Here is an 18985-nt window from a genome sequence, read left to right as displayed (position 1 = left end):
TTTAAAGTGGATAGGCCATATGGAGGTTATTATGAAAAAAGTTGCTGTACTACAGGATTTATCATCTTTTGGAAAATGTTCATTAACAGCTGCAATTCCGGTTCTTTCGGTCATGGGCGTGCAGGCATGCCCTTTACCAACGGCCATATTGACTGCGCAAACCGGATATCCAAGTTTTTTTTGTGAAGATTTTACATCCAAAATGAAAAACTTCATAGAAGAATGGAGCAAGCTTAATGTAACCTTTGATGGAATCTATACCGGCTTCGTTACTGGTGAAGAGCAAATTAATAATATTTTCCATTTTTTAGATAAATTTTATACAAAAGAAACCATTTTACTTGTTGATCCAGTAATGGGGGATATAGGAGAAGTCTATAAACTTTTTACCGATGAATTACTGGTACTTATGAGAGAACTGGTGAAGCGTGCAGATGTCATTACACCAAATGTTACAGAGTGCTGTTTATTAACCGGATTGTCTTATGAAAAGCTGCATAGCTATTCTAACGAAGAGGACTATATTAAAGCGATAGAAGAAGCAGGGAATATGTTGCAGCAAGAAACGGGAGCTCAAGTTATCATCACTGGAATGAATCCACCGTCAGCAGATTCAGAGAAGCAGTTTATCGGAAATATGTATTTGGACGGAAGTAGAACCTTTTATAGTGCGACGCAGTATAACGGTGAAAGCTATTCAGGTACTGGTGATCTATTTGCATCTGTGATTATGGGAAGCATGATGCGTGGAGAGAACCTAGAAAAATCCGTACAGCTCGCAGTGGCATTCCTGACAGAGGCTATCAATGATTCCTCCTTGGAGCAAATTCCTAAAGTAGAAGGAGTTAACTTCGAAAAATATTTACGAATGTTATTATGAATGCTTTAAAAAATGGAAAAAATAGAGTAACAAAAGCTCGGCTTTTTGACTAACCGAGCTTTTTGTATAAATCAAATAGTACTTATATTTTTGCCGAATATTGTGAAAAACCACTTAAATAATAAGGAAACTTTCTATTTACCTCACAACAGCCAGTTTTTATGTTCGTTAAAGTTTGAAAATATTTAACTTCCATAGACCTTACAAAGATTAAGAAAAATTACTTTAAGAAAAAATAATATTATCTACAATCGAGGAATTAGAAGCTCTATTTCCTGATAAGGATAGATCAGAAATTATAAAGAAAATGCGTCAATTAGGTTGCTTAGAATTAAAAAACGCAAAAATTCCATGGAGTGCAAAAACAAATAAAGAAGATAGACCGCCTTGTAAAATTACTTATGCTAATGAGCCTAATATGGAATTAATGGCTAAAGCATTCACTCACCTATATTACTAACGATAAACCTTGGCTTGAAGAGGAATGAAAAAAGCTAAGGAATATACCTCAGCTCAGTTAAGGGGAATTAATAAAGAAAGAAAAGCTAGTGATAATAATATCTTTTACAATAAATTTCTTGTTTATACAAAAGACCACCAGTAATTGCTATTGGTGGTTTTTTTCAGTTTGAACTAATTCAATTTCAAATAAATCTTCTATAGATATATCTAATGCTCTGGATATTAAAACTCCAGTTGACTACATCTGTGAATACAGGGTGATCAACTAATGAATAACAGATATCTTCCTTCCATTACTCTCGCCAATGATGTCTTCCAAGAAATTATCACAGCCACTGAGTTAGAGATTACCGAGTTAAAGAAGCACTTGATAAATACGATAGGAAAGGTAATAAAGAAGCTGCAAAAGTCACGGTGGAAGTGTTATTCGCTACAATGAGGAAGCTAACATATTATGAGAAAATGCAAAAGAATCTTCCTGAACTTGGCAGGCAAGGGGGGATTTGTAACTTTGGAATACCAGAACGTGAAGTTGTATGAAAACAAGTTCTATAAGAAAAGAGCCTAAGTAGCAGTATTTACTTAGGCTCATGATAAGCATGCATTTCTTAAAAATATATTTAACTTCTTAATTGAAAATAGGACTTAGAAAAAATAAACAAACTGGAGAAACTACTAACAAAAGTTAGTAGTTAGATTTAAGAGTATTAATAGTATTTTAAGGTCTAAAATTGATCACATACTGCTCACATTTTTGCTCACAAAACTCGAACTATTTATCAACTTTTATTTATGATTTTTTCGATTAGTATTTGCAAATCATCCGGCTTATGAAATTCAATCGGCGAAACGCCTTTATCGAACTCTATTGTATTGGATTCTATCATCAATACATACTTCCCATTAATCTTTCCTAAATGAATGCTTTCGCCAAAATCGGCTAATAGTCCTTTGACGGATGTACTGCCAAGCTTCATTCGCATTTCGGCTTCAGGTGTATGCTCGACAATCTGGGCTGTGGCTTCGACGACTTGGTGCGTTTCAAGGCGTTCTTGAATTTCCCGCTTTTCACTGGTTTCCCAGATTTCCAGGTCCTGTTCGAATTTTTGCAGTTCGTCACTGTTTTCTTCGAATTGTGCGGATACATGTTCATGGACCATGTGGATGACCTGGTTTTTCATGATTTCCGGCATCGATTCGCCATATTCGACGAACTTCAAGAAGTCCTCGAAGTAACGGGCATGTGAGGCCTGATGGATTTTCAGCTCGCCTTCTTCGACCATTCCTTCTTCGGGCATGTATGGGTATTGGATGGACTTCATATTTTTAGTGGTGATTGCCATTTCAACGTGCCTAATCAAGGTCCGTTCATCCGAAATGGAAGCAACCTTCGGCTCGAAATCACATTTTAATAAGAAAACGAATGGTTCATCAAGATATTTCGTTAATTTTGCCGATGCGATTATGAAGACACCGCCACGGACGGCACTTGTATCAATATAAGACCGCGTGAATTGTTCATTTTCCTCTTGGAACTCCTGTTTTGTTTTTGCATATCGAACACGGTTAAATACATTGTAATTAGGGTTGGAATCAAGTGCATGTCCTTCTTCGACAATAAAAGATCCAATTTTGGTCGGTATTTGTTCAGTTTTTGGATGACGGTCGACTTTCCGTTTGGAAATCTTCATCAATTCCCCATCCAAAAAATCCTTTAGAGGACTTTCTTCGTATTCTTCTGTATCAAGAGTTTGGAAATGTTTAAAGCGCTTATCAGCCTGATCGCCTTTTCCTTCGACTTGGATCAAATAAAAAGACAGATAGGTAATTGCAAAATCCATGAATGTCACCTTCTTCAATTATTAAGCATAATTCCCGTACTTTTTTTAAGACTTAATAAGTATAGTGATGTACTTTGATTCCGTCAAACTATTGGTGCATGAATGATCAGAATAATATTGGAGTATTATTTCATAATAATACATATACAAAAATAACGAATGATTCTATATTGGATTAAAAATATTAGAACTTTTACAAGAAAAAATTAATCGAAATACTCTAATAGCTTACTTTATTGATATTAAAATAATGAATTGTTCATCCTTATTTGTTAAATATTGATATTCCTGTTGAATATTAAGGATTCCCTTCCAAATAAAATTCAAAAAACGGAATTTTACAATAATAAATCATTGACGAAGGAAGGGGTAATACGTATAATTTGAAAGTCAGATAATTCAGGAATTGTAGAAATTTGTCGAAATTTCTTCGATATAAATGGTAAGTGAATTTATTTGTCTGTAGTTTTCAGAATAGTTTATAAAATTTACGGAGGAAAAAACATGAGTATTTTTAGGAAGAAGTCCATTGAGGACTTGTTGAAAAACGCAGGTTCCGGCGGTAAGGGATTGAAACGGGAACTAGGGGCTTGGGATTTAACGATGCTAGGAATCGGAGCGATTATTGGGACAGGCATATTTGTATTAACAGGTACTGGTGCAGTGAATGCTGGTCCTGCACTTTCATTATCTTTCGTCATTGCTGGGCTTGCCTGTTTATTCGCTGCACTTTCTTATGCAGAATTTGCAGCTTCCGTGCCGGTATCCGGTTCGACTTATACGTATGCTTATGCAACTTTAGGTGAATTCGCCGCTTGGATAATCGGCTGGGATTTAATCCTTGAATACTTATTGGCTGTCAGTGCCGTATCGGCCGGGTGGTCGGGCTATTTCCAATCATTTCTAAGTGGATTCGGAATTAACTTTCCGGAGAAATTGACGGCAGCACCGGGTTCGGTCGAAGGTGTCACGACTTATATGAACTTACCAGCCTTTTTGATCGTCATGGCGATTACCTTTTTGATTTCCATAGGTACGAAACAAACGACTAGAATCAATAATATAATGGTCGTTATTAAAGTGTTGGTAGTGTTGTTGTTCATCGTTTCTTCTATATATTATGTGAAACCGGAAAACTGGCAGCCTTTCATGCCATTTGGAATCGATGGGGTATTTTCAACTGCCGCCTTAATGTTCTTTGCCTTCATCGGCTTTGATGCAGTTGCATCTGCGGCTGAAGAAACAAGAAATCCAGGTAGGAATTTACCACGGGGAATTCTCGGTTCATTAGTCATTTGTGTAGTGCTTTATATGGCGGTAAGTTTGATCATGACTGGTGTAGTACCGTATGCACAATTCAGCCAGGCTCTTGACCATCCGATCTCTTTGGTATTGCAAAGCGCAGGACAAAATTGGATTGCAGGAATCATCGATCTAGGTGCCTTCCTCGGGATGACAACGGTGATTTTGGTAATGTTGTATGGCCAAACGCGAATTATGTTTGCGATGTCACGTGATGGGCTGATGCCAAAATCCTTATCAAAACTTCATAAAAAATATAAAACACCTTATGCAGCTTCATGGATATTTGGTATGATAGCGGCCTTATTGGGAGCATTCATACCTCTTGGTGAATTGGCAGAGTTGGTCAACATTGGAACATTGACTGCTTTTACGATGATTTCCGTAGCGGTCATCGTTTTACGTAAAACAAGACCGGATATGAAACGAGCTTTTTATTGTCCGGCAGTACCGCTCGTTCCTGGCCTGGCAATCGTTTTTTGTGTATTCTTGATGATTCAGCTAGGGAGTCATACATGGATAAGGTTTTTAATCTGGATGGCTATCGGAGTAGTCATTTACTTCGCTTATTCCCGTAAGCATTCCAATCTTAACCAGCAGGAAAATGATCATTGAAAAAGACACTTTTTGAGCGTTTCAGTTTGACGACTAAAGGCGCGAGCTTATTCAAGTGTTCGAATTGAGTCCAGCCTACAGTTTTTTCTTAAAAATATATTCCAGTTGATTGGAACGGAAGGTACGAGACTCCTGCGGGAAAAGAGCGTCCAATTGAAACCCCACAGGCGCCAAGAGCGCCGAGGGCGGACCGCCCGCGGAAAGCGAGTGCCTGAAGTGGAAATCAACGTTCATATTCTACACTCTCTCAAAAAAAGTATACGGTCTGAGACACTCTCTGGAGTGTCTTTTTTGTTTGGACATAAATAGTTCATAAGTATTGCGTGAAAGAAGAAAATTTCTCAAAGTGAATTAAGATTAACAGACTTTATGTCGAAATAGTATATATGGGTTAAAAAATGGGGGGCAATACAATCATGAAAAGAATATGGAGAAATAAACAAAAGATAGATTCTATAGACTATACTCAATATAAAGAACACGTCAGTATCAATATCAAGGAATATCCGAGCGTATTGAATCAAGTGGAAATGATTCATTTGAGCATCGAGGATTTGTGCATAATTCGTTCTTTACAGGAACAAGTGAAGGGACATTTGACACAAATTGTAGGGAACTTTTATAAAAATCTAGAAAATGAACCCTCTTTAATGAAAATCATTAAGGACAATGGTTCTGTTGATAGGTTGAAAAAGACACTGCATCGTCATATGTTCGAAATGTTTAGCGGAACCATCGATGACGCGTATATTAAACAACGTTATATTATTGCACAAGTACATGTGCGAATTGGACTTCAGCCAAAATGGTATATGAGTGCATTTCAGGATTTATTGCAATCATTGATCGTTCATGTGATTTCCAACATAAAAAATATTGAGCAATATCAAGATAACATTCTGGCTGTCACTAAAATTTTTAATTTAGAGCAGCAAATAGTTTTAGAAGCATATGAACTTGAAAATGAGAAGATTCGCCAAAAAGACTTAGCAGAAAAAGGTACGATGAAACTACAGGTCAATCATAATGCAGAGGAATTGGCAGCAATCAGTCAAGAGACCAGTTCAGCAACTCAATTAATGGCAAATAAGGTAGGGGAAATTCATGATTTCACCCAAAAGGGGTCCGAGATTGCCATACATGCAGAGGGAAAGTCAAATGAGGGAGTCGAACTGTTACAGGGATTAGAGAAAAGATTGGTGAAAACGCAGGAGCAAATGACGATCATTTCAAAAGATATGGAGCAGCTTTCCAATACTTCAAAGGAAATTGAACGAATTGTCACGATCATCACCTCAATTGCCGAGCAAACGAATTTGTTGGCGTTGAACGCAGCGATCGAAGCGGCAAGAGCTGGTGAAAATGGTAAAGGATTTGCGGTTGTGGCTGGTGAGGTAAGGAAGCTATCGGAAAATACCAAGGACTCGGTATCTGAAGTAGTGAAATTGGTTAATGGAATCGCTTATTTTACCAACGTCATGAACACCTCAATTTCCATGGTTAGCGGGGAAATCACTAAAGGCACGAAACAAGGAAAAGAAACGGGCATATTTTTTACTGATATAGCAAAGGCCATGCTTTCTGTGAAAGAGCAGAATATTAAGATCACCAAGGAAATGACAGAGCTGAATGAAATATTCGATGAAATTAATGAAGCGTTCAATCAAGTGGCCGTTTCCTCGGATCAATTGACTCAATTGACAATGAACTTGTAATGAAGTTGAACGGTTTTGCAGAACAGCTCTATGGGCTCATTTGTATTTTAATAAACAACTCGATAGAATATATCTAAAAACCCCCAAAGCGGTCTATAGAATATGAACATACTATAAATAGGGATTTAAATCACTTCCCAATGGATGCCTTTAACAGGCTGTTCAATAAATCACTTGATAAAATATAAGTTTAATGTTATATTAATAAAGCGATGAGCTAATTTGTGTAAGTCGAAGAACAAGCTTTTAGCTAAACGTCGGGATGTGGCCTGACGGTTCTGCGCCACAAACGCATCAAAGACGCCTGCTGCGTGCAGGCGTCTTTTTCATTTTATCGTTTCTTTTTTTGCAGCTTGTACGTCATCTTTGAATTCCTCTTGTATTTCTTCTGTTATTCCCTTGGTTGCATCTTTAAATTCCCTAAGTGAGGTGCCGACTGCCCGTCCGATTTGAGGCAGCTTGTTCGGTCCAAAAACAATTAAAGCTAAAAGAAGGATTAAAATTAAACCGGGAAAACCAATGTTTGATAGCATAATCAGTCACTCCAATCAAGTCTATTAGTTAATATTATAGACTCCTTCCATGTATTTGCAAATGGTATTTAGAATATATTATAGTGTTGAACATCCGATGATCTTTGGAAGACAAACGCTTTCAATTCCGTCTCCATTTTATCTTGCACATTCTATCTTAAAATATTTACTTACCCAAGTATGATATTCCCTAAAAAGATATCAATGAAAGTGGGGGACGGATAGTGTAATCAGAGTGCCATTTGACGTTTTGGGCATGAAACTAATTGGCTGGACCAGCTTAATGTCCGGCATGAAATTTTTTTGTTGCATGGGAATGATTAAACTTGCAAGTTTGAAGATATTTCGGTATTATAACTATACAAGCTGCGTTGTTCGTAATGATAATTAAGTTTTAACCTTTAAGCTGTAATAGGGAGTTTTATATTGAAACAGGAATGTTATGCCTCGTCACTGACTTGGACAACAGGATTGCTTCTGCAAACACCCACTTTGAGGAGTGGTGGTTTAAAACTTTCTTACTTGAATACGGCAATAGCGGCTTACTACTTTAATAATTAGAAACCAGTCCGATAAGGGACTGGTTTTTTGTTGTTTTATGGTTTGGAACGTTGAAGATCCGTATAAAAAAAGATGATATCCAGAAATTGCGGATACCATGTTAGTAACCGGGTTATGTGAAGGCTTCAAGAATTATGAATAATATGTGAAAGTTTATATTGAAATATCAGATAATTAGCATTTATAATAACAATTAGATAACTCAGTTCACTATTTGTATAAAAATATGTGAGTCGAATATTTTTTGAATGATTACGTAAGCGCTATCATTTGGATGGAATTATTGCAGTCACCTAGAGAGGAGAAAGATTTTATGGCTAAAATTAATACGACCGAGGTAATTAGCAACAGTAAATTTAACCGGTTTCATTTAGGGTTGCTGGCATGGTGTTTTATCATTATCCTTTTTGACGGCTATGACCTTGTCGTTTACGGAACAGTCGTCCCGTTATTGACAGAGGAATGGAACCTTACTTCCGTGGAAGCTGGGGCCATGGGCAGCTACGGTCTATTTGGAATGTTGTTCGGGGCCATCTTCTTTGGTACATTAGCAGATCGGATTGGCAGGAAAAACGTAATCGCGATTACACTTATTTTATTTAGTTTATTTACGCTTTTATGTGGATTTGCGGATACGCCTACGATGTTTTCGACTTTCCGGTTCCTGGCGGGATTAGGGCTTGGGGGCATCATGCCGAACGTCATTGCCTTATTGACGGATTATGCACCGAAAACGATGCGGAGCATGGTCGTTTCAATCGTTTTGTGCGGTTACTCATTCGGAGGGATGCTTGCGCCGATACTGGGCATCCTGGTTATGCCGACACTGGGTTGGGAATCAATATTCTGGTTTGCCGGAATACCATTGTTGTTTTTACCCTTCATGATGAAACGATTACCAGAGGCTTCGACCCATCTGATCAGAGTCAACAAAAAGGAAGAACTGATCAGAATATTATCCAAGGTAAGTCCGGAAAGTGAATTCGACATCAAGGACGAACTTGTGGAAGTGAAAAAAACAGAAGCCAATATGCCGATTGTTGGATTGTTTAAGGATTCCCGTACTCTTAGCACATTGATGTTCTGGATCGCCTTTTTCATGTGCTTATTGATGGTATATGGATTGAATACATGGCTTCCAAAGCTAATGATCGAGGCAGGGTATGCGTTGAATTCAAGCTTAGGTTTCTTGATCGTCCTTCAAGGCGGTGCTATCGTAGGCACGCTTATCATCGCTAAACTTTGTGATCGTTATGGTTCCAAGAAAATGCTTGTGCCGATGTATGCGCTTGGTGCTGTAAGTTTGACGCTATTGGGAATGGGCGGAAGCTCATTTGTGATTTACACATTGGTAGCGATTGCAGGAGCCTGTACCATTGGTGCCCAAAACCTTGTACAAGCCTATGTTTCCCAGTACTATCCGCCGAATATTAGATCGACTGCACTAGGGGTGGCATCTGGTATCGGAAGGATTGGCGGTATGCTCGGGCCCATACTCGGCGGATTTTTATTATCCATCTCGCTGCCCATCCAATTGAATTTCATCGCCTTCGCCATTCCGGGCCTCATTGCTGCAGTTGCCTTATCATTCGTTCCAGTGAAAATGGCTTATTATAAACATGATCACTCGGAACCAACTGAAGAAATGGGCGTAGAAGCCAATAAAATGAAAGTCTAGTGAACTACATGCATGAAATGCAGTGCTTGTATACCCATGCTGTCATTTCATGCCTATTTGTTTTTTTAGTCTTTTTTGCCATAAATGAAATGGAAAATTGACAAGAAATAACGTAAAGGTTTTCCAGAAATTGTTTGGCGTGACCTACTTTTGAGAAAAGTTGCTTAAATGTTCATAATTTCGCAATATGAGTCACTCTTACTTTAAAGAATAAATGTTAGAATGATGGTACGGATAATTAATTCTCCCTTGAAGCGGAGCGAACTAGAAATTAATCTCATCTTTTGTGAGGAGTCAATACTTTGAAAATTTTAAAACATGTAATTTTTTGGTTATGCATTATAGGGACATTATTCTCTATGATTTATTTCTTTGTAGCAGACATTCCGTTATATGTTAAATTGTTAGGCGGAGCCATCATCCTTTATCTTGGTTATGATCTAATAACAGAATCAAGGAAAAGAAAGCGTAAAGATGCCTTGGAAGCTTAAAACTATATTAGGTAAAAGCCCTCTTTTGATAAGAGGGCTCAGACTGTAGTCAAACTCGATGAAAATCGATTTGGCTACAGTTTTTTTATGGCTTGTACAATTTGAACGTTGATTGGAACATACAAACTGAGCCCTCTTTTGAAAAGAGGGCCTTTTTAAGCGCATCAACTAATTGGGCTATCCTTAGTTTAATAATTTTGACCAGGGTATTCGGAGGGGGAAAATTGCATGTATCGATTGTCAGCAAACTTGTCAATAAGAGGAAAGTGATTTCTAGCCTCAAGTGGTTTTATAATTGCTTGAATTATAGACAAGATAGTTAACATAAAGGTTTCGATATAGAAATGGTTTTTCTCAGTGTCACCATTCACCTTTCAATCTAACGAATCAAGGTTCAAATGAATTTTAAAAGATGTACGTATAAATTATGCGATATATTCATCTAAATTTCAAAATAATAACAAAAGAAAGCGTTGACATCTTTAAAAAGACAAATTATTATTTATTTGTACGGATGAATATTTAGAATATTTACACTTTTAAAAAATTAGTCCGTATTAATTATCGATTTATTTATCATTAAGATTTATCGTGCGGAGCAAAAAATATTAAATATATCCAATAGGGGGGATCTCAACCGTCTGAAAAAATTTCAGATATCGTTATCGAAATAGATAATTGCAACAAGGTTCAAAGAGTAGACGTAAACAAAAAGGAGACTAAAATATGAATACAATGCAAACTTATAAGAACCCAATTGTTGAACAAAGAGCAGATCCTTGGGTATATAAGCATTCGGATAACTATTATTATTTTGTTGCATCCGTACCAGAATATGACCGACTTGAAATCAGGCGATCCAAAACTATTCAAGGAATAGGTAAAGCGGAGGCTATTACTGTCTGGAGAAAAAATGAGACTGGACCGCAAAGCTCACTGATTTGGGCTCCAGAACTTCATTTTATAAAGGGGAAATGGTACATCTACTTCGCTGCGGCGAGAACCGACCAACCAGTAAACGGAACGTTCGACCACCGAATGTTTGTACTTGAGAATGAAAGTCCCGATCCATTAAAGGGAGAATGGATTCATAAGGGACAAGTTAAGACAGAATGGGAATCTTTTTCATTAGATGCTACGGCTTTTGAACATAAAGGTATTTTATATTATGTATGGGCTCAAAGGGATTTTAACATTAAAGGTAATTCCAATATTTATATTGCGGAAATGGAAAATCCTTGGACAATTAAGGGGCCGCAGGTAATGCTTTCAAAGCCTGAATTACCTTGGGAGACTATTGGTTTCCATGTAAATGAGGGTCCGGCAATGCTTAAAAGAAATGGAAAGGTTTTCATTACTTATTCATGCAGTGCAACAGATCATAATTATTGCATGGGTTTACTTACGGCTGAGGAAGATAGTGATTTGTTAAACCCTGCTTCTTGGACTAAATCTCCAAATCCTGTTTTCCAAAGTGCACCGGAAAATGGACAATATGGACCAGGTCATAATAGCTTTACAGTTTCAGAGGATGGGAGCGAGGATATTTTAATTTACCATGCTCGTAATTATACCGAAATTGAAGGGGACCCCTTGTATGATCCCAATCGTCATACACGGGCACAAGTATTTAAATGGAATCAGGATGGCTCTCCAAACTTTGGGATTCCATTACCGGATGCGGTGAATAATAGTTAAAGTAAAAGCTAGTGATGAATTATTAATATTCAGCTTGGAATCTTTCTGCAATGCCGTGGAAAGATCGCTTGCATTTTAGCATGGTTAAATTTGTCTTATAAATACGTAAAGGGGACCTTATATGAATGTTTCTAAAGGCTTTTGGAATTTTGGAGGACTATTTTATTTTTACTTTATAATTTGGGCAATCGTTCTTGGTTTCCTCCCATTATGGTTAGAAGATGTTGCCGGTCTTAACCCAAGTGAAACAGGCATTGTTTTTTCATCGATGTCATTAATTGCACTATGTTATCAACCTTTTTTAGGAATCATTTCAGATAAATTGGGATTCAAAAAAAACTTATTTTGGGTTGTCGTAATCCTTTTAATGTTTATGGGGCCTTTCTTCAGCTTCCTTTATGCCCCATTACTAAAAGCGAATATAGTTATAGGAGCAATTATAGGAAGTGTATACCTTAGTGCAGTATTCAACGGCGGGGTGGGGGTTGTTGAATCCTATATAGAAAGAGTGAGTCGTAATAATGGTTTTGAATATGGCAGGGTAAGGTTATTCGGATCTATAGCAGGGGCTACGGCCTCATTGATTGGGGGAGTAATGTTTGTAAAAAACCCTAATTCAATTTTTTGGTTTGCATCAGGTGCTGCAGTTTTTTTAGCTGTCTTATTATTTATGGCTAAAATAGAAGGTCAAGACCATATCAAGTCAGGAGGCTCGAAGGGTAAAGGAAATGAAATTAGTAAAAAAGCTGTTCTTTCGATATTTAAAATAAAGAACTTCTGGTACCTTTCATTCTTAATAATCGGCACGGCCGCCATATATGATGTGTTCGATCAACAGTTTCCTAACTATTATGTACAATTCTTTTCTTCTAAAGAATATGGAACGGATATATTTAGTAAGCTAGTCTCCATTCAAGTTGGACTTGAAGCCATATTAATGATTTTTGCCCCTGTGATCGTAAATAAAATGGGCGCTAAAAATGGGCTGATTCTTTTCGGTGTATTAACTTTCGTTCGTATTTTTGGAAGTGCAATAGCTACGGGCCCTGTTCTCTTATCAATATTCAGGTTGATTGCAGCTTTTGAAATGCCCTTACTCTTAGTTTCCATTTTTAAATACATTACAGGAGTATTTGATACTAGGCTAAGCGCAACCATTTATTTACTGGCATTTAATTTTGCGAAACAGAGTGCCATTACTATTTTTTCTTCCGTAGCGGGTAGTATGTATTCATTCATGGGTTTCCAAAACACATATTATTGCTTAAGCGCAGTTGTTTTACTTGTTACCCTTATTTCTTACTTTACTCTATCAAATGACAAAAAAATGCAAATCGAAATTAAACCGCCCCTTTATAGTGCAACTAACTAATAAACATGAGTTGTATTCTAATTGGGAACCAGTTTATGAAAAAGATTATCATAAATTGTATGCGTTTTCAAATGTTTAATTGAAGAACTTTGCGACACTCCTGCAAGAAAAATTTGGTAGCCGAGACACCAAGATGCTTGCTTTGATGAGACTTGGCAGACGGTTGGCGGAATGGGAGCGGATTTCTGAAAAGCTGGAACGTTTTTTTATAAAAAAACGTTCCAGCTTTTCTTTGAGTTTGTCTACAGTCTGATTAAAGGGTCTTATGCCCTTTAATTCTATTACTGTCTAGGGCCCCATATAATCACTGAAACACCGATCAAACAGATTACAGCTCCAATCCAATCATATAAATCAGGGGTTTTCTTATCGATGCCCCACCCCCATAAAACAGAAAGAACAATGAATACCCCGCCATATGCAGCATATACACGGCCAAAGGTAGGGAACGTTTGAAATGTTGCAATGATGCCGTATAACACCAACCCGAAACCTCCGGCTAAACCTAGAAAAACGGATTTACCTTCTCTTAACCAAAGCCAAATAAGGTAACCGCCGCCAATTTCCGCCAGACCAGCCATAACGAAAATTACAATAGTAACCAACATATATGTATACCTTGCTTCCTCGTTGAAATTTTATCATAGATGAAACGGTAAATGATCATACTTTACAGTGTTGTTAGCAAATTAACTGGGCATCACCGTTAATGCATGAATATGATTGTTCATTTAATTTCGTTTTAGTATGATGAGGTTGAAAAATATTGCTGAATATTCTGACTTATTATTGACTTTTTAAAACGCTGTGTGTATCATTCTCTATTAAGTGGTACTGACGTTGTGATGAGTTGGTGTAAAGGCAATAAAAACAACTTCAATCTAATAGAAGGAGGTAAATAAATAGCGGAAGTGTCATTACGTATAGAGGATTGGTAAAACATACAACTGATTTCCGATGACGTTAATAAACTATTGTTCGAAAGAGACAAGAGAAAATTTTGCGTGTAAATATGTTAATAGTGTAGAAACGTTAGTACTTCTTAATCACTATTTTAATTTTTGAATAACTCATTAAAGGAGGCATTTTTATGGTTCAGGTGGATCTCTTGATAACGAACGCAAACGTTTTGACATTAGATGAAAAAAGTCGCATTGGAGGTTCTGTAGCAGTAAGTAATGGAATCATCATCGGAATCTGGCCTGAAGCGGAACCACCTCGCACGTCCATTGAATATAACAGCCGGACACAAGTTATCGATTTAAAAGGCGCAACATTGCTTCCGGGCTTTATCGACACCCACAACCATTTATTGATGTACTCCCAGTTTCGAAAGCAAGCAAACTGTAGCTCGCCCCTAAACCAAACCATTGAAGATATACAAGCCCGCCTTCTTTCCATGGCTAAACAAACTGAAAAAGAGAATTGGATTTTGGGTTTTGGGTATGATGATACTCTTTTAAAAGAAAAAAGGCATCCAACCCGTGCTGAATTGGATGCAGTTGTACCTGATCATCCCGTTTTCATCAGGCATGTATCCGCACACTTCGGAGTGGTTAATTCTGCAGCCCTTAAAATGGCAGGAATGGATGAAACTGTTTTGGACCCTCCAGGTGGACATCTAGGCAGGGATGGTTCAGGGCAACTGAATGGTATTTTATATGAGCTGCCTGCCATGAATATGGTTGAAAAGAAGATTCCGGCACCGTCTTTGGATTTATTGGTTTCATTATTAAGCGAGGGCTCGAAGGATTACTTAGAAACAGGGATCACTACAAATACTGACGCCGGTGTAGGGTTGAATATGGGCATAGTTGAACTGGAAGCCCATCTTAAAGCAATCGCGGAAAGAAAAAATCCATTGCGAATGCGCTTAATGGTCATGCACAATCTCCTGCGGGAAGGAAATGAATTAGGAAAATATACTGCTACTGAACTTAATCTGGAAATTATTGAAAAGTCCTGCGGTCGTGCTCGTCTTGATAGTGCTAAGTTGTTTCAAGATGGGTCAATTCAAGGATTAACAGCGGCATTGCGGCAGCCATACCATTGTAATCCTGGTGTTTCCGGAGACTTATTACACGAACAAAATGAATTTAATGAAGAAATTCTTGATTTAAACAAAAGGGGGTTTCGCATAACAACGCATGGAAACGGGGATAGGGCCATTGGCTCCATATTAGATGCTTATGAATTTGCACTGAAAAAAAATCCACGCATCGATCACCGCCACCGAATTGAACATTTGCAAACCGTGACTAAATCCGATTTAGAACGAATGAAAAAGCTTGGCGTAGCAGGTTCATTTTTCATTAATCATGTTTATTATTGGGGGGACAGGCATAAAAAACTTTTTCTTGGGCCTGAAAGAGCCAACAGTATAAACCCCTTAAGAGACGCACTTCTAAATAACTTGCTATTTACTGTGCATTCCGATTGTCCAGTAACACCTATCTCACCGTTATTTTCAGTTTGGGCTGCAGTTAATCGCATGACGATGGGAGGGGAAGTATTAGGGCCTGAACAAAGGATAGACGTTGAGAGTGCACTGCGCTCAATGACGATATGGGGGGCAGAACTTAATTTTGACGAAAAGAATACCGGAAGTATCGAAATCGGAAAGAGAGCGGACTTCGTTATTCTTTCAGAAGATCCATTGAAGGTCGACCCATTGGAAATTAAGGATATTCCAGTTCTTGCCACTATCGTGAATGGTCAGGTTGTATACCAGAAGGATTGGAGTTTAATATATTGAAAAAAGTTGTTAAACTTAGGAAATTATGCGATAGGAACGCATCATTAATAACCTTATAAAAGGAAAGGTGGAGAATTATGTCCCGCCGAAAATTAGCTGGTATATTCATAGGTGTGATCATTCCATTTATAGCCATTGTTGGTATCATCCCTTTTATTGCGAAACTTGATTTCAGTGTAATGGGAATACCTATCCTTTATTTTTGGGTGTTTTTATGGTTTCCGCTAACTAGCCTTTGTCTTTGTATATCTTGGCATATTTATGATCGTCATCAATATAAAAATGAAAAGATGGGGTAGATGAGGAGGAATGGATAATGGCGGCGATTGTGTTTGGATCTATTATACTCTTATCAATTGGAATAGCATTGAACAGTCGGGGTGGTAAAGGGAAAGTTGATGTTGAGGAATATTTAGTCGGGGGCCGATCATTCAGTGGAATATTACTATTCTTCCTCGCAGTAGGTGAAATTTATAGTATAGGGACAATGATTGGATTTCCAGGAGGAATATACGCCAAAGGTCCGGGATATGGCATCTGGTTTCTAGGTTATATACTTCTTGCTTACCCCATTGGATATTATATGGGCCCTTTAATGTGGAGAGCCGGGAAAAAATACGGGGCAATGACACTGCCGGATATTTTCAAAGGGCATTATTCCCATAGAGGATTGGAACTGGTAGTGGCAATTTCCGCATTGCTCTTCATGATTCCTTGGGGACAGCTGCAATTTGAGGGACTTGTCGTTGCGCTTAACGCCTTGGGGTTTAATTTATCGCCGACACTGTCAGTCATTGTTTCAGGGTGTTTAGCCTTTATTTATATATCGATATCAGGTGTGAAAGCTCCAGCACTCATTTCTATCCTTAAAGATATAATCATGCTTCTAGCGATCATAATCACCGGGTTAGTGGTTATAAAAGAAATTAACGGAGTGTCAAACCTATTCAATTTGGCTAAGCAACATGGAGCGATGGTTACGATAGATAAATCGGAAGATGTCGTTTTCAGCATGACCACTATATTTTTTCAAGCATTAGCCTTCTATTGCATGCCGATCATCGTTGCTGTCGTATTCACTAGTAAGTCAGAAGGTACGATTAAGCGAACGCAAAGATTTATGCCCTTGTACATGTTGATGTATCCCTTTCTCATACTAGCTTCATATTTTGCTCTTGTTTCAATCCCTGATTTAGACAATCCAAACCATGCCTTCATGGCAACAGTGACAAGCATCCTTCCCCCTTGGGCAGTTGGTTTAGTGGCTGCTGGGGCAGCTCTCTCGGGCATTTTAGTACTTGCCGTAACTAGTTTGGCGGTTGGAGGTTTAGTTTCCAGGAATTTACTAAGTAATGTTCCTGAAAAATCTCAAAGAAAATGGGTCCAAATTATTGTTCTTCTCTATCTGTTGTGTTCGATGGGGTTAACATTGCTGGCGCCGAGCTTGATGCTGAACTTGATCAACACAGCGTATTATGGTTTTGGGCAATTCCTGCCTGGATTATTATCGATTTTCTTTTTCCGCTCCATAAGACCTGCAGGTATTGCAGCGGGCCTCATTACAGGGGATCTGTTCGCCATAGGAATGCATCTTGCTCAGATGAATTTCTTGAATATTAATATAGGCTTAATTGCTTTATTGATAAACTTCACAGTTGCTTATGCCATCAGTATGTATTTGAAAAGAAAACAGAAAGCCCAGACCGCTTTTGAAGAACCAATTGCCTGCAATAGTATTGAATTAGAAGAAACCTATCCAAAAAACTCTGTCATTGTCGATTAATATTTCTTACGATAAGATGCATTCAGATTTAATTCAACCATACATTATTGTAATAGGCTTAAATTCGTTAAATATCCAGAAAAAGACCAGTTTTTTTCCTCTAACTTAGGTTGCAATACAGATGCAAAGGGTACTATACCTAAATAGGAATATAGTAATCTAGTTGAGGAGTTGCAGCCATGAAATCCCGATCATTTGCATACATGTTAGCGCTATTTCATTCAAGTATTGTCGGCCTATCTTTTTTATTCACGAAAATGGCGATTACTGAATCGAATCCGCTTAATACTTTGGCGTTCCGGTTCACGATTTCTTTCGCCATCATTGTATTCCTGGTCGCCGTAAAAGTCATAAAGGTGAACTATTCTTGGGAGTCGGTTAAAAATCTCGTACCGCTTTCCCTATTATTCCCAACTCTTTTCTTTGCCTTTCAAACTTTCGGACTTAAGTATTCGCAATCCACCGATGCTGGAATTCTGTCAGCCGTCACTCCAATTCTAACATTGATGATAGCTGGATACTTCCTTAAGGAGAAAACATCTTTATATCAAAAACTTTCGATTGTCTTGTCGGTAGTTGGGGTCATTTTTATTTTTGTGATGAAAGGGAGCAGCATCAATTTTTCTGACATGCTTGGGATGGTATTGATCCTGCTATCCTGTATTGCAACTGCTTGTTATACAACGATGACCCGTTCACTTGCCAGGAACCATACACCAGGTGAAATGTCCTTTTTCATGATGGGAACAGGCTTTGTCATTTTTAATGCAGCTGCACTCGTTACCCATTTAAAACAAGGTACGATGGCGGAATTCTTTACACCATGGTCGAGCATGGAATTCATCAGTTCCATTTTGTATTTGGGAATATTGGCTTCATTGGTCACTTCATTATTATCCAATACGATTTTATCAAAAATAAAAGCGTCGCAAATGAGTGTGTTTGCCAATCTTTCCACTGTTGTCACGATTGCGGCAGGAGCTCTCATTCTAAATGAAAAGCTTACGATCTATGATATATTGGGTTCAATACTAATCATTTTAGGTGTAATAGGCACCAATTATTTTGGCGTGAAGAAAGAGCATTCAATAAAAGTGAATCTTGAGTATAATGAAGGGAAATTGTAAATGAAAAAGGTCCATCCCAATATGGATGGACCTATCGACTGTAGACAAACTCGATGAAAATCGAGTTTGTCTACAGTTTTTTTGGCCTGTATAAATTTGGACGTTGATTTGAACGTAGGGCACTCGCTTTCCGCGGGCGGTTCAGGGAGCCTCCTCGGCTTTCGCCTGCGGG

Annotated in this window: 15 protein-coding genes and 1 other RNA gene; 13 read left to right on the top strand and 3 right to left on the bottom strand. The window is 38.0% G+C overall.

Annotation, left to right across the window (positions count from 1 at the left end):
* The first annotated feature begins 31 nt into the window (after positions 1 to 31).
* On the top strand, positions 32 to 880 hold the full coding sequence (locus tag A6755_RS15315; protein ID WP_054395939.1) for a pyridoxamine kinase: 849 nt from the start codon (positions 32 to 34) through the stop codon (positions 878 to 880).
* Positions 881 to 1610: 730 nt separating this feature from the next.
* Positions 1611 to 1781, top strand: coding sequence for a hypothetical protein (locus A6755_RS27095; protein WP_174878723.1), 171 nt, complete (start codon positions 1611 to 1613; stop codon positions 1779 to 1781).
* Between the two features lie 340 nt (positions 1782 to 2121).
* Here A6755_RS27095 and A6755_RS15310 read toward each other — a convergent pair whose 3' ends face one another.
* Complete coding sequence (locus A6755_RS15310; RefSeq protein WP_053534947.1) at positions 2122 to 3183, bottom strand: DUF3900 domain-containing protein; 1062 nt, start codon at positions 3181 to 3183, stop codon at positions 2122 to 2124.
* 504 nt (positions 3184 to 3687) lie between these two features.
* On the opposite strand from A6755_RS15310, the gene bcaP reads away from it, so the two are divergent.
* Together bcaP and A6755_RS15300 are read left to right on the top strand one after the other, a co-directional pair.
* The gene (gene bcaP / locus A6755_RS15305; protein WP_063591193.1) at positions 3688 to 5100 is read left to right on the top strand and encodes a branched-chain amino acid transporter BcaP; all 1413 of its coding nucleotides are present in this window, start codon (positions 3688 to 3690) and stop codon (positions 5098 to 5100) included.
* A 416-nt stretch (positions 5101 to 5516) separates the two neighbouring features.
* The gene (locus A6755_RS15300) at positions 5517 to 6815 is read left to right on the top strand and encodes a globin-coupled sensor protein (protein ID WP_174878722.1); all 1299 of its coding nucleotides are present in this window, start codon (positions 5517 to 5519) and stop codon (positions 6813 to 6815) included.
* 326 nt (positions 6816 to 7141) lie between these two features.
* On the opposite strand, the gene tatA is transcribed toward A6755_RS15300, so the two are convergent.
* Complete coding sequence (tatA, locus tag A6755_RS15295) at positions 7142 to 7348, bottom strand: twin-arginine translocase TatA/TatE family subunit (RefSeq protein ID WP_034312109.1); 207 nt, start codon at positions 7346 to 7348, stop codon at positions 7142 to 7144.
* Positions 7349 to 7708: 360 nt separating this feature from the next.
* Between tatA and ssrS the strand changes: the two genes are divergently transcribed.
* The 5 genes from ssrS (at position 7709) to A6755_RS15270 (ending at position 13148) form a co-directional block, all read left to right on the top strand.
* Positions 7709 to 7896, top strand: a non-coding RNA gene (gene ssrS, locus A6755_RS15290) — 6S RNA.
* Between the two features lie 326 nt (positions 7897 to 8222).
* Positions 8223 to 9587 (top strand): MFS transporter, encoded by a 1365-nt coding sequence (locus A6755_RS15285; protein ID WP_063591191.1) that lies wholly within the window; start codon positions 8223 to 8225, stop codon positions 9585 to 9587.
* A gap of 302 nt (positions 9588 to 9889) precedes the next feature.
* Positions 9890 to 10078, top strand: a complete 189-nt coding sequence (locus A6755_RS15280; protein ID WP_034312104.1) for a hypothetical protein — start codon at positions 9890 to 9892, stop codon at positions 10076 to 10078.
* Between the two features lie 726 nt (positions 10079 to 10804).
* Positions 10805 to 11776 (top strand): glycoside hydrolase family 43 protein, encoded by a 972-nt coding sequence (locus A6755_RS15275; RefSeq protein WP_063591190.1) that lies wholly within the window; start codon positions 10805 to 10807, stop codon positions 11774 to 11776.
* A 121-nt stretch (positions 11777 to 11897) separates the two neighbouring features.
* A complete protein-coding gene (locus tag A6755_RS15270) occupies positions 11898 to 13148 on the top strand; it encodes an MFS transporter (protein ID WP_057277712.1) in 1251 nt (416 codons plus the stop codon).
* A gap of 281 nt (positions 13149 to 13429) precedes the next feature.
* Here the strand turns inward: A6755_RS15270 and A6755_RS15265 are convergent, their stop codons facing one another.
* Complete coding sequence (locus A6755_RS15265) at positions 13430 to 13756, bottom strand: YnfA family protein (protein WP_063591189.1); 327 nt, start codon at positions 13754 to 13756, stop codon at positions 13430 to 13432.
* 482 nt (positions 13757 to 14238) lie between these two features.
* On the opposite strand from A6755_RS15265, the gene A6755_RS15260 reads away from it, so the two are divergent.
* The 4 genes from A6755_RS15260 (at position 14239) to A6755_RS15245 (ending at position 18813) form a co-directional block, all read left to right on the top strand.
* The gene (locus tag A6755_RS15260) at positions 14239 to 15903 is read left to right on the top strand and encodes an amidohydrolase (RefSeq protein ID WP_063591188.1); all 1665 of its coding nucleotides are present in this window, start codon (positions 14239 to 14241) and stop codon (positions 15901 to 15903) included.
* A gap of 77 nt (positions 15904 to 15980) precedes the next feature.
* The gene (locus A6755_RS15255; RefSeq protein WP_034312093.1) at positions 15981 to 16202 is read left to right on the top strand and encodes a DUF3311 domain-containing protein; all 222 of its coding nucleotides are present in this window, start codon (positions 15981 to 15983) and stop codon (positions 16200 to 16202) included.
* Between the two features lie 17 nt (positions 16203 to 16219).
* Positions 16220 to 17686 carry a sodium:solute symporter family protein gene (locus tag A6755_RS15250; protein ID WP_063591187.1) on the top strand — a complete coding sequence of 489 codons (1467 nt, stop codon included), beginning with the start codon at positions 16220 to 16222 and terminating at the stop codon, positions 17684 to 17686.
* Positions 17687 to 17865: 179 nt separating this feature from the next.
* Complete coding sequence (locus tag A6755_RS15245; RefSeq protein WP_063591186.1) at positions 17866 to 18813, top strand: DMT family transporter; 948 nt, start codon at positions 17866 to 17868, stop codon at positions 18811 to 18813.
* Positions 18814 to 18985 lie beyond the last annotated feature (172 nt).

This window comes from Peribacillus frigoritolerans (genome assembly GCF_001636405.1).
Lineage (GTDB): Bacteria > Bacillota > Bacilli > Bacillales > DSM-1321 > Peribacillus > Peribacillus frigoritolerans.
This window is presented reverse-complemented; position numbering and strand designations above follow the sequence as displayed.

What these genes read in the sequence shown, in the direction of transcription:
- A6755_RS15285 (WP_063591191.1), top strand. Translation starts at nt 8,223, where the DNA reads ATGGCTAAAATTAATACGACCGAGGTAATTAGCAACAGTAAATTTAAC.
- A6755_RS15260 (WP_063591188.1), top strand. Translation starts at nt 14,239, where the DNA reads ATGGTTCAGGTGGATCTCTTGATAACGAACGCAAACGTTTTGACATTA.
- A6755_RS15315 (WP_054395939.1), top strand. Translation starts at nt 32, where the DNA reads ATGAAAAAAGTTGCTGTACTACAGGATTTATCATCTTTTGGAAAATGT.
- A6755_RS15255 (WP_034312093.1), top strand. Translation starts at nt 15,981, where the DNA reads ATGTCCCGCCGAAAATTAGCTGGTATATTCATAGGTGTGATCATTCCA.
- A6755_RS15275 (WP_063591190.1), top strand. Translation starts at nt 10,805, where the DNA reads ATGAATACAATGCAAACTTATAAGAACCCAATTGTTGAACAAAGAGCA.
- A6755_RS15245 (WP_063591186.1), top strand. Translation starts at nt 17,866, where the DNA reads ATGAAATCCCGATCATTTGCATACATGTTAGCGCTATTTCATTCAAGT.
- A6755_RS27095 (WP_174878723.1), top strand. Translation starts at nt 1,611, where the DNA reads ATGAATAACAGATATCTTCCTTCCATTACTCTCGCCAATGATGTCTTC.
- A6755_RS15270 (WP_057277712.1), top strand. Translation starts at nt 11,898, where the DNA reads ATGAATGTTTCTAAAGGCTTTTGGAATTTTGGAGGACTATTTTATTTT.
- A6755_RS15250 (WP_063591187.1), top strand. Translation starts at nt 16,220, where the DNA reads ATGGCGGCGATTGTGTTTGGATCTATTATACTCTTATCAATTGGAATA.
- A6755_RS15265 (WP_063591189.1), bottom strand. Translation starts at nt 13,756, where the DNA reads ATGTTGGTTACTATTGTAATTTTCGTTATGGCTGGTCTGGCGGAAATT.
- bcaP (WP_063591193.1), top strand. Translation starts at nt 3,688, where the DNA reads ATGAGTATTTTTAGGAAGAAGTCCATTGAGGACTTGTTGAAAAACGCA.
- tatA (WP_034312109.1), bottom strand. Translation starts at nt 7,348, where the DNA reads ATGCTATCAAACATTGGTTTTCCCGGTTTAATTTTAATCCTTCTTTTA.
- A6755_RS15310 (WP_053534947.1), bottom strand. Translation starts at nt 3,183, where the DNA reads ATGGATTTTGCAATTACCTATCTGTCTTTTTATTTGATCCAAGTCGAA.
- A6755_RS15300 (WP_174878722.1), top strand. Translation starts at nt 5,517, where the DNA reads ATGAAAAGAATATGGAGAAATAAACAAAAGATAGATTCTATAGACTAT.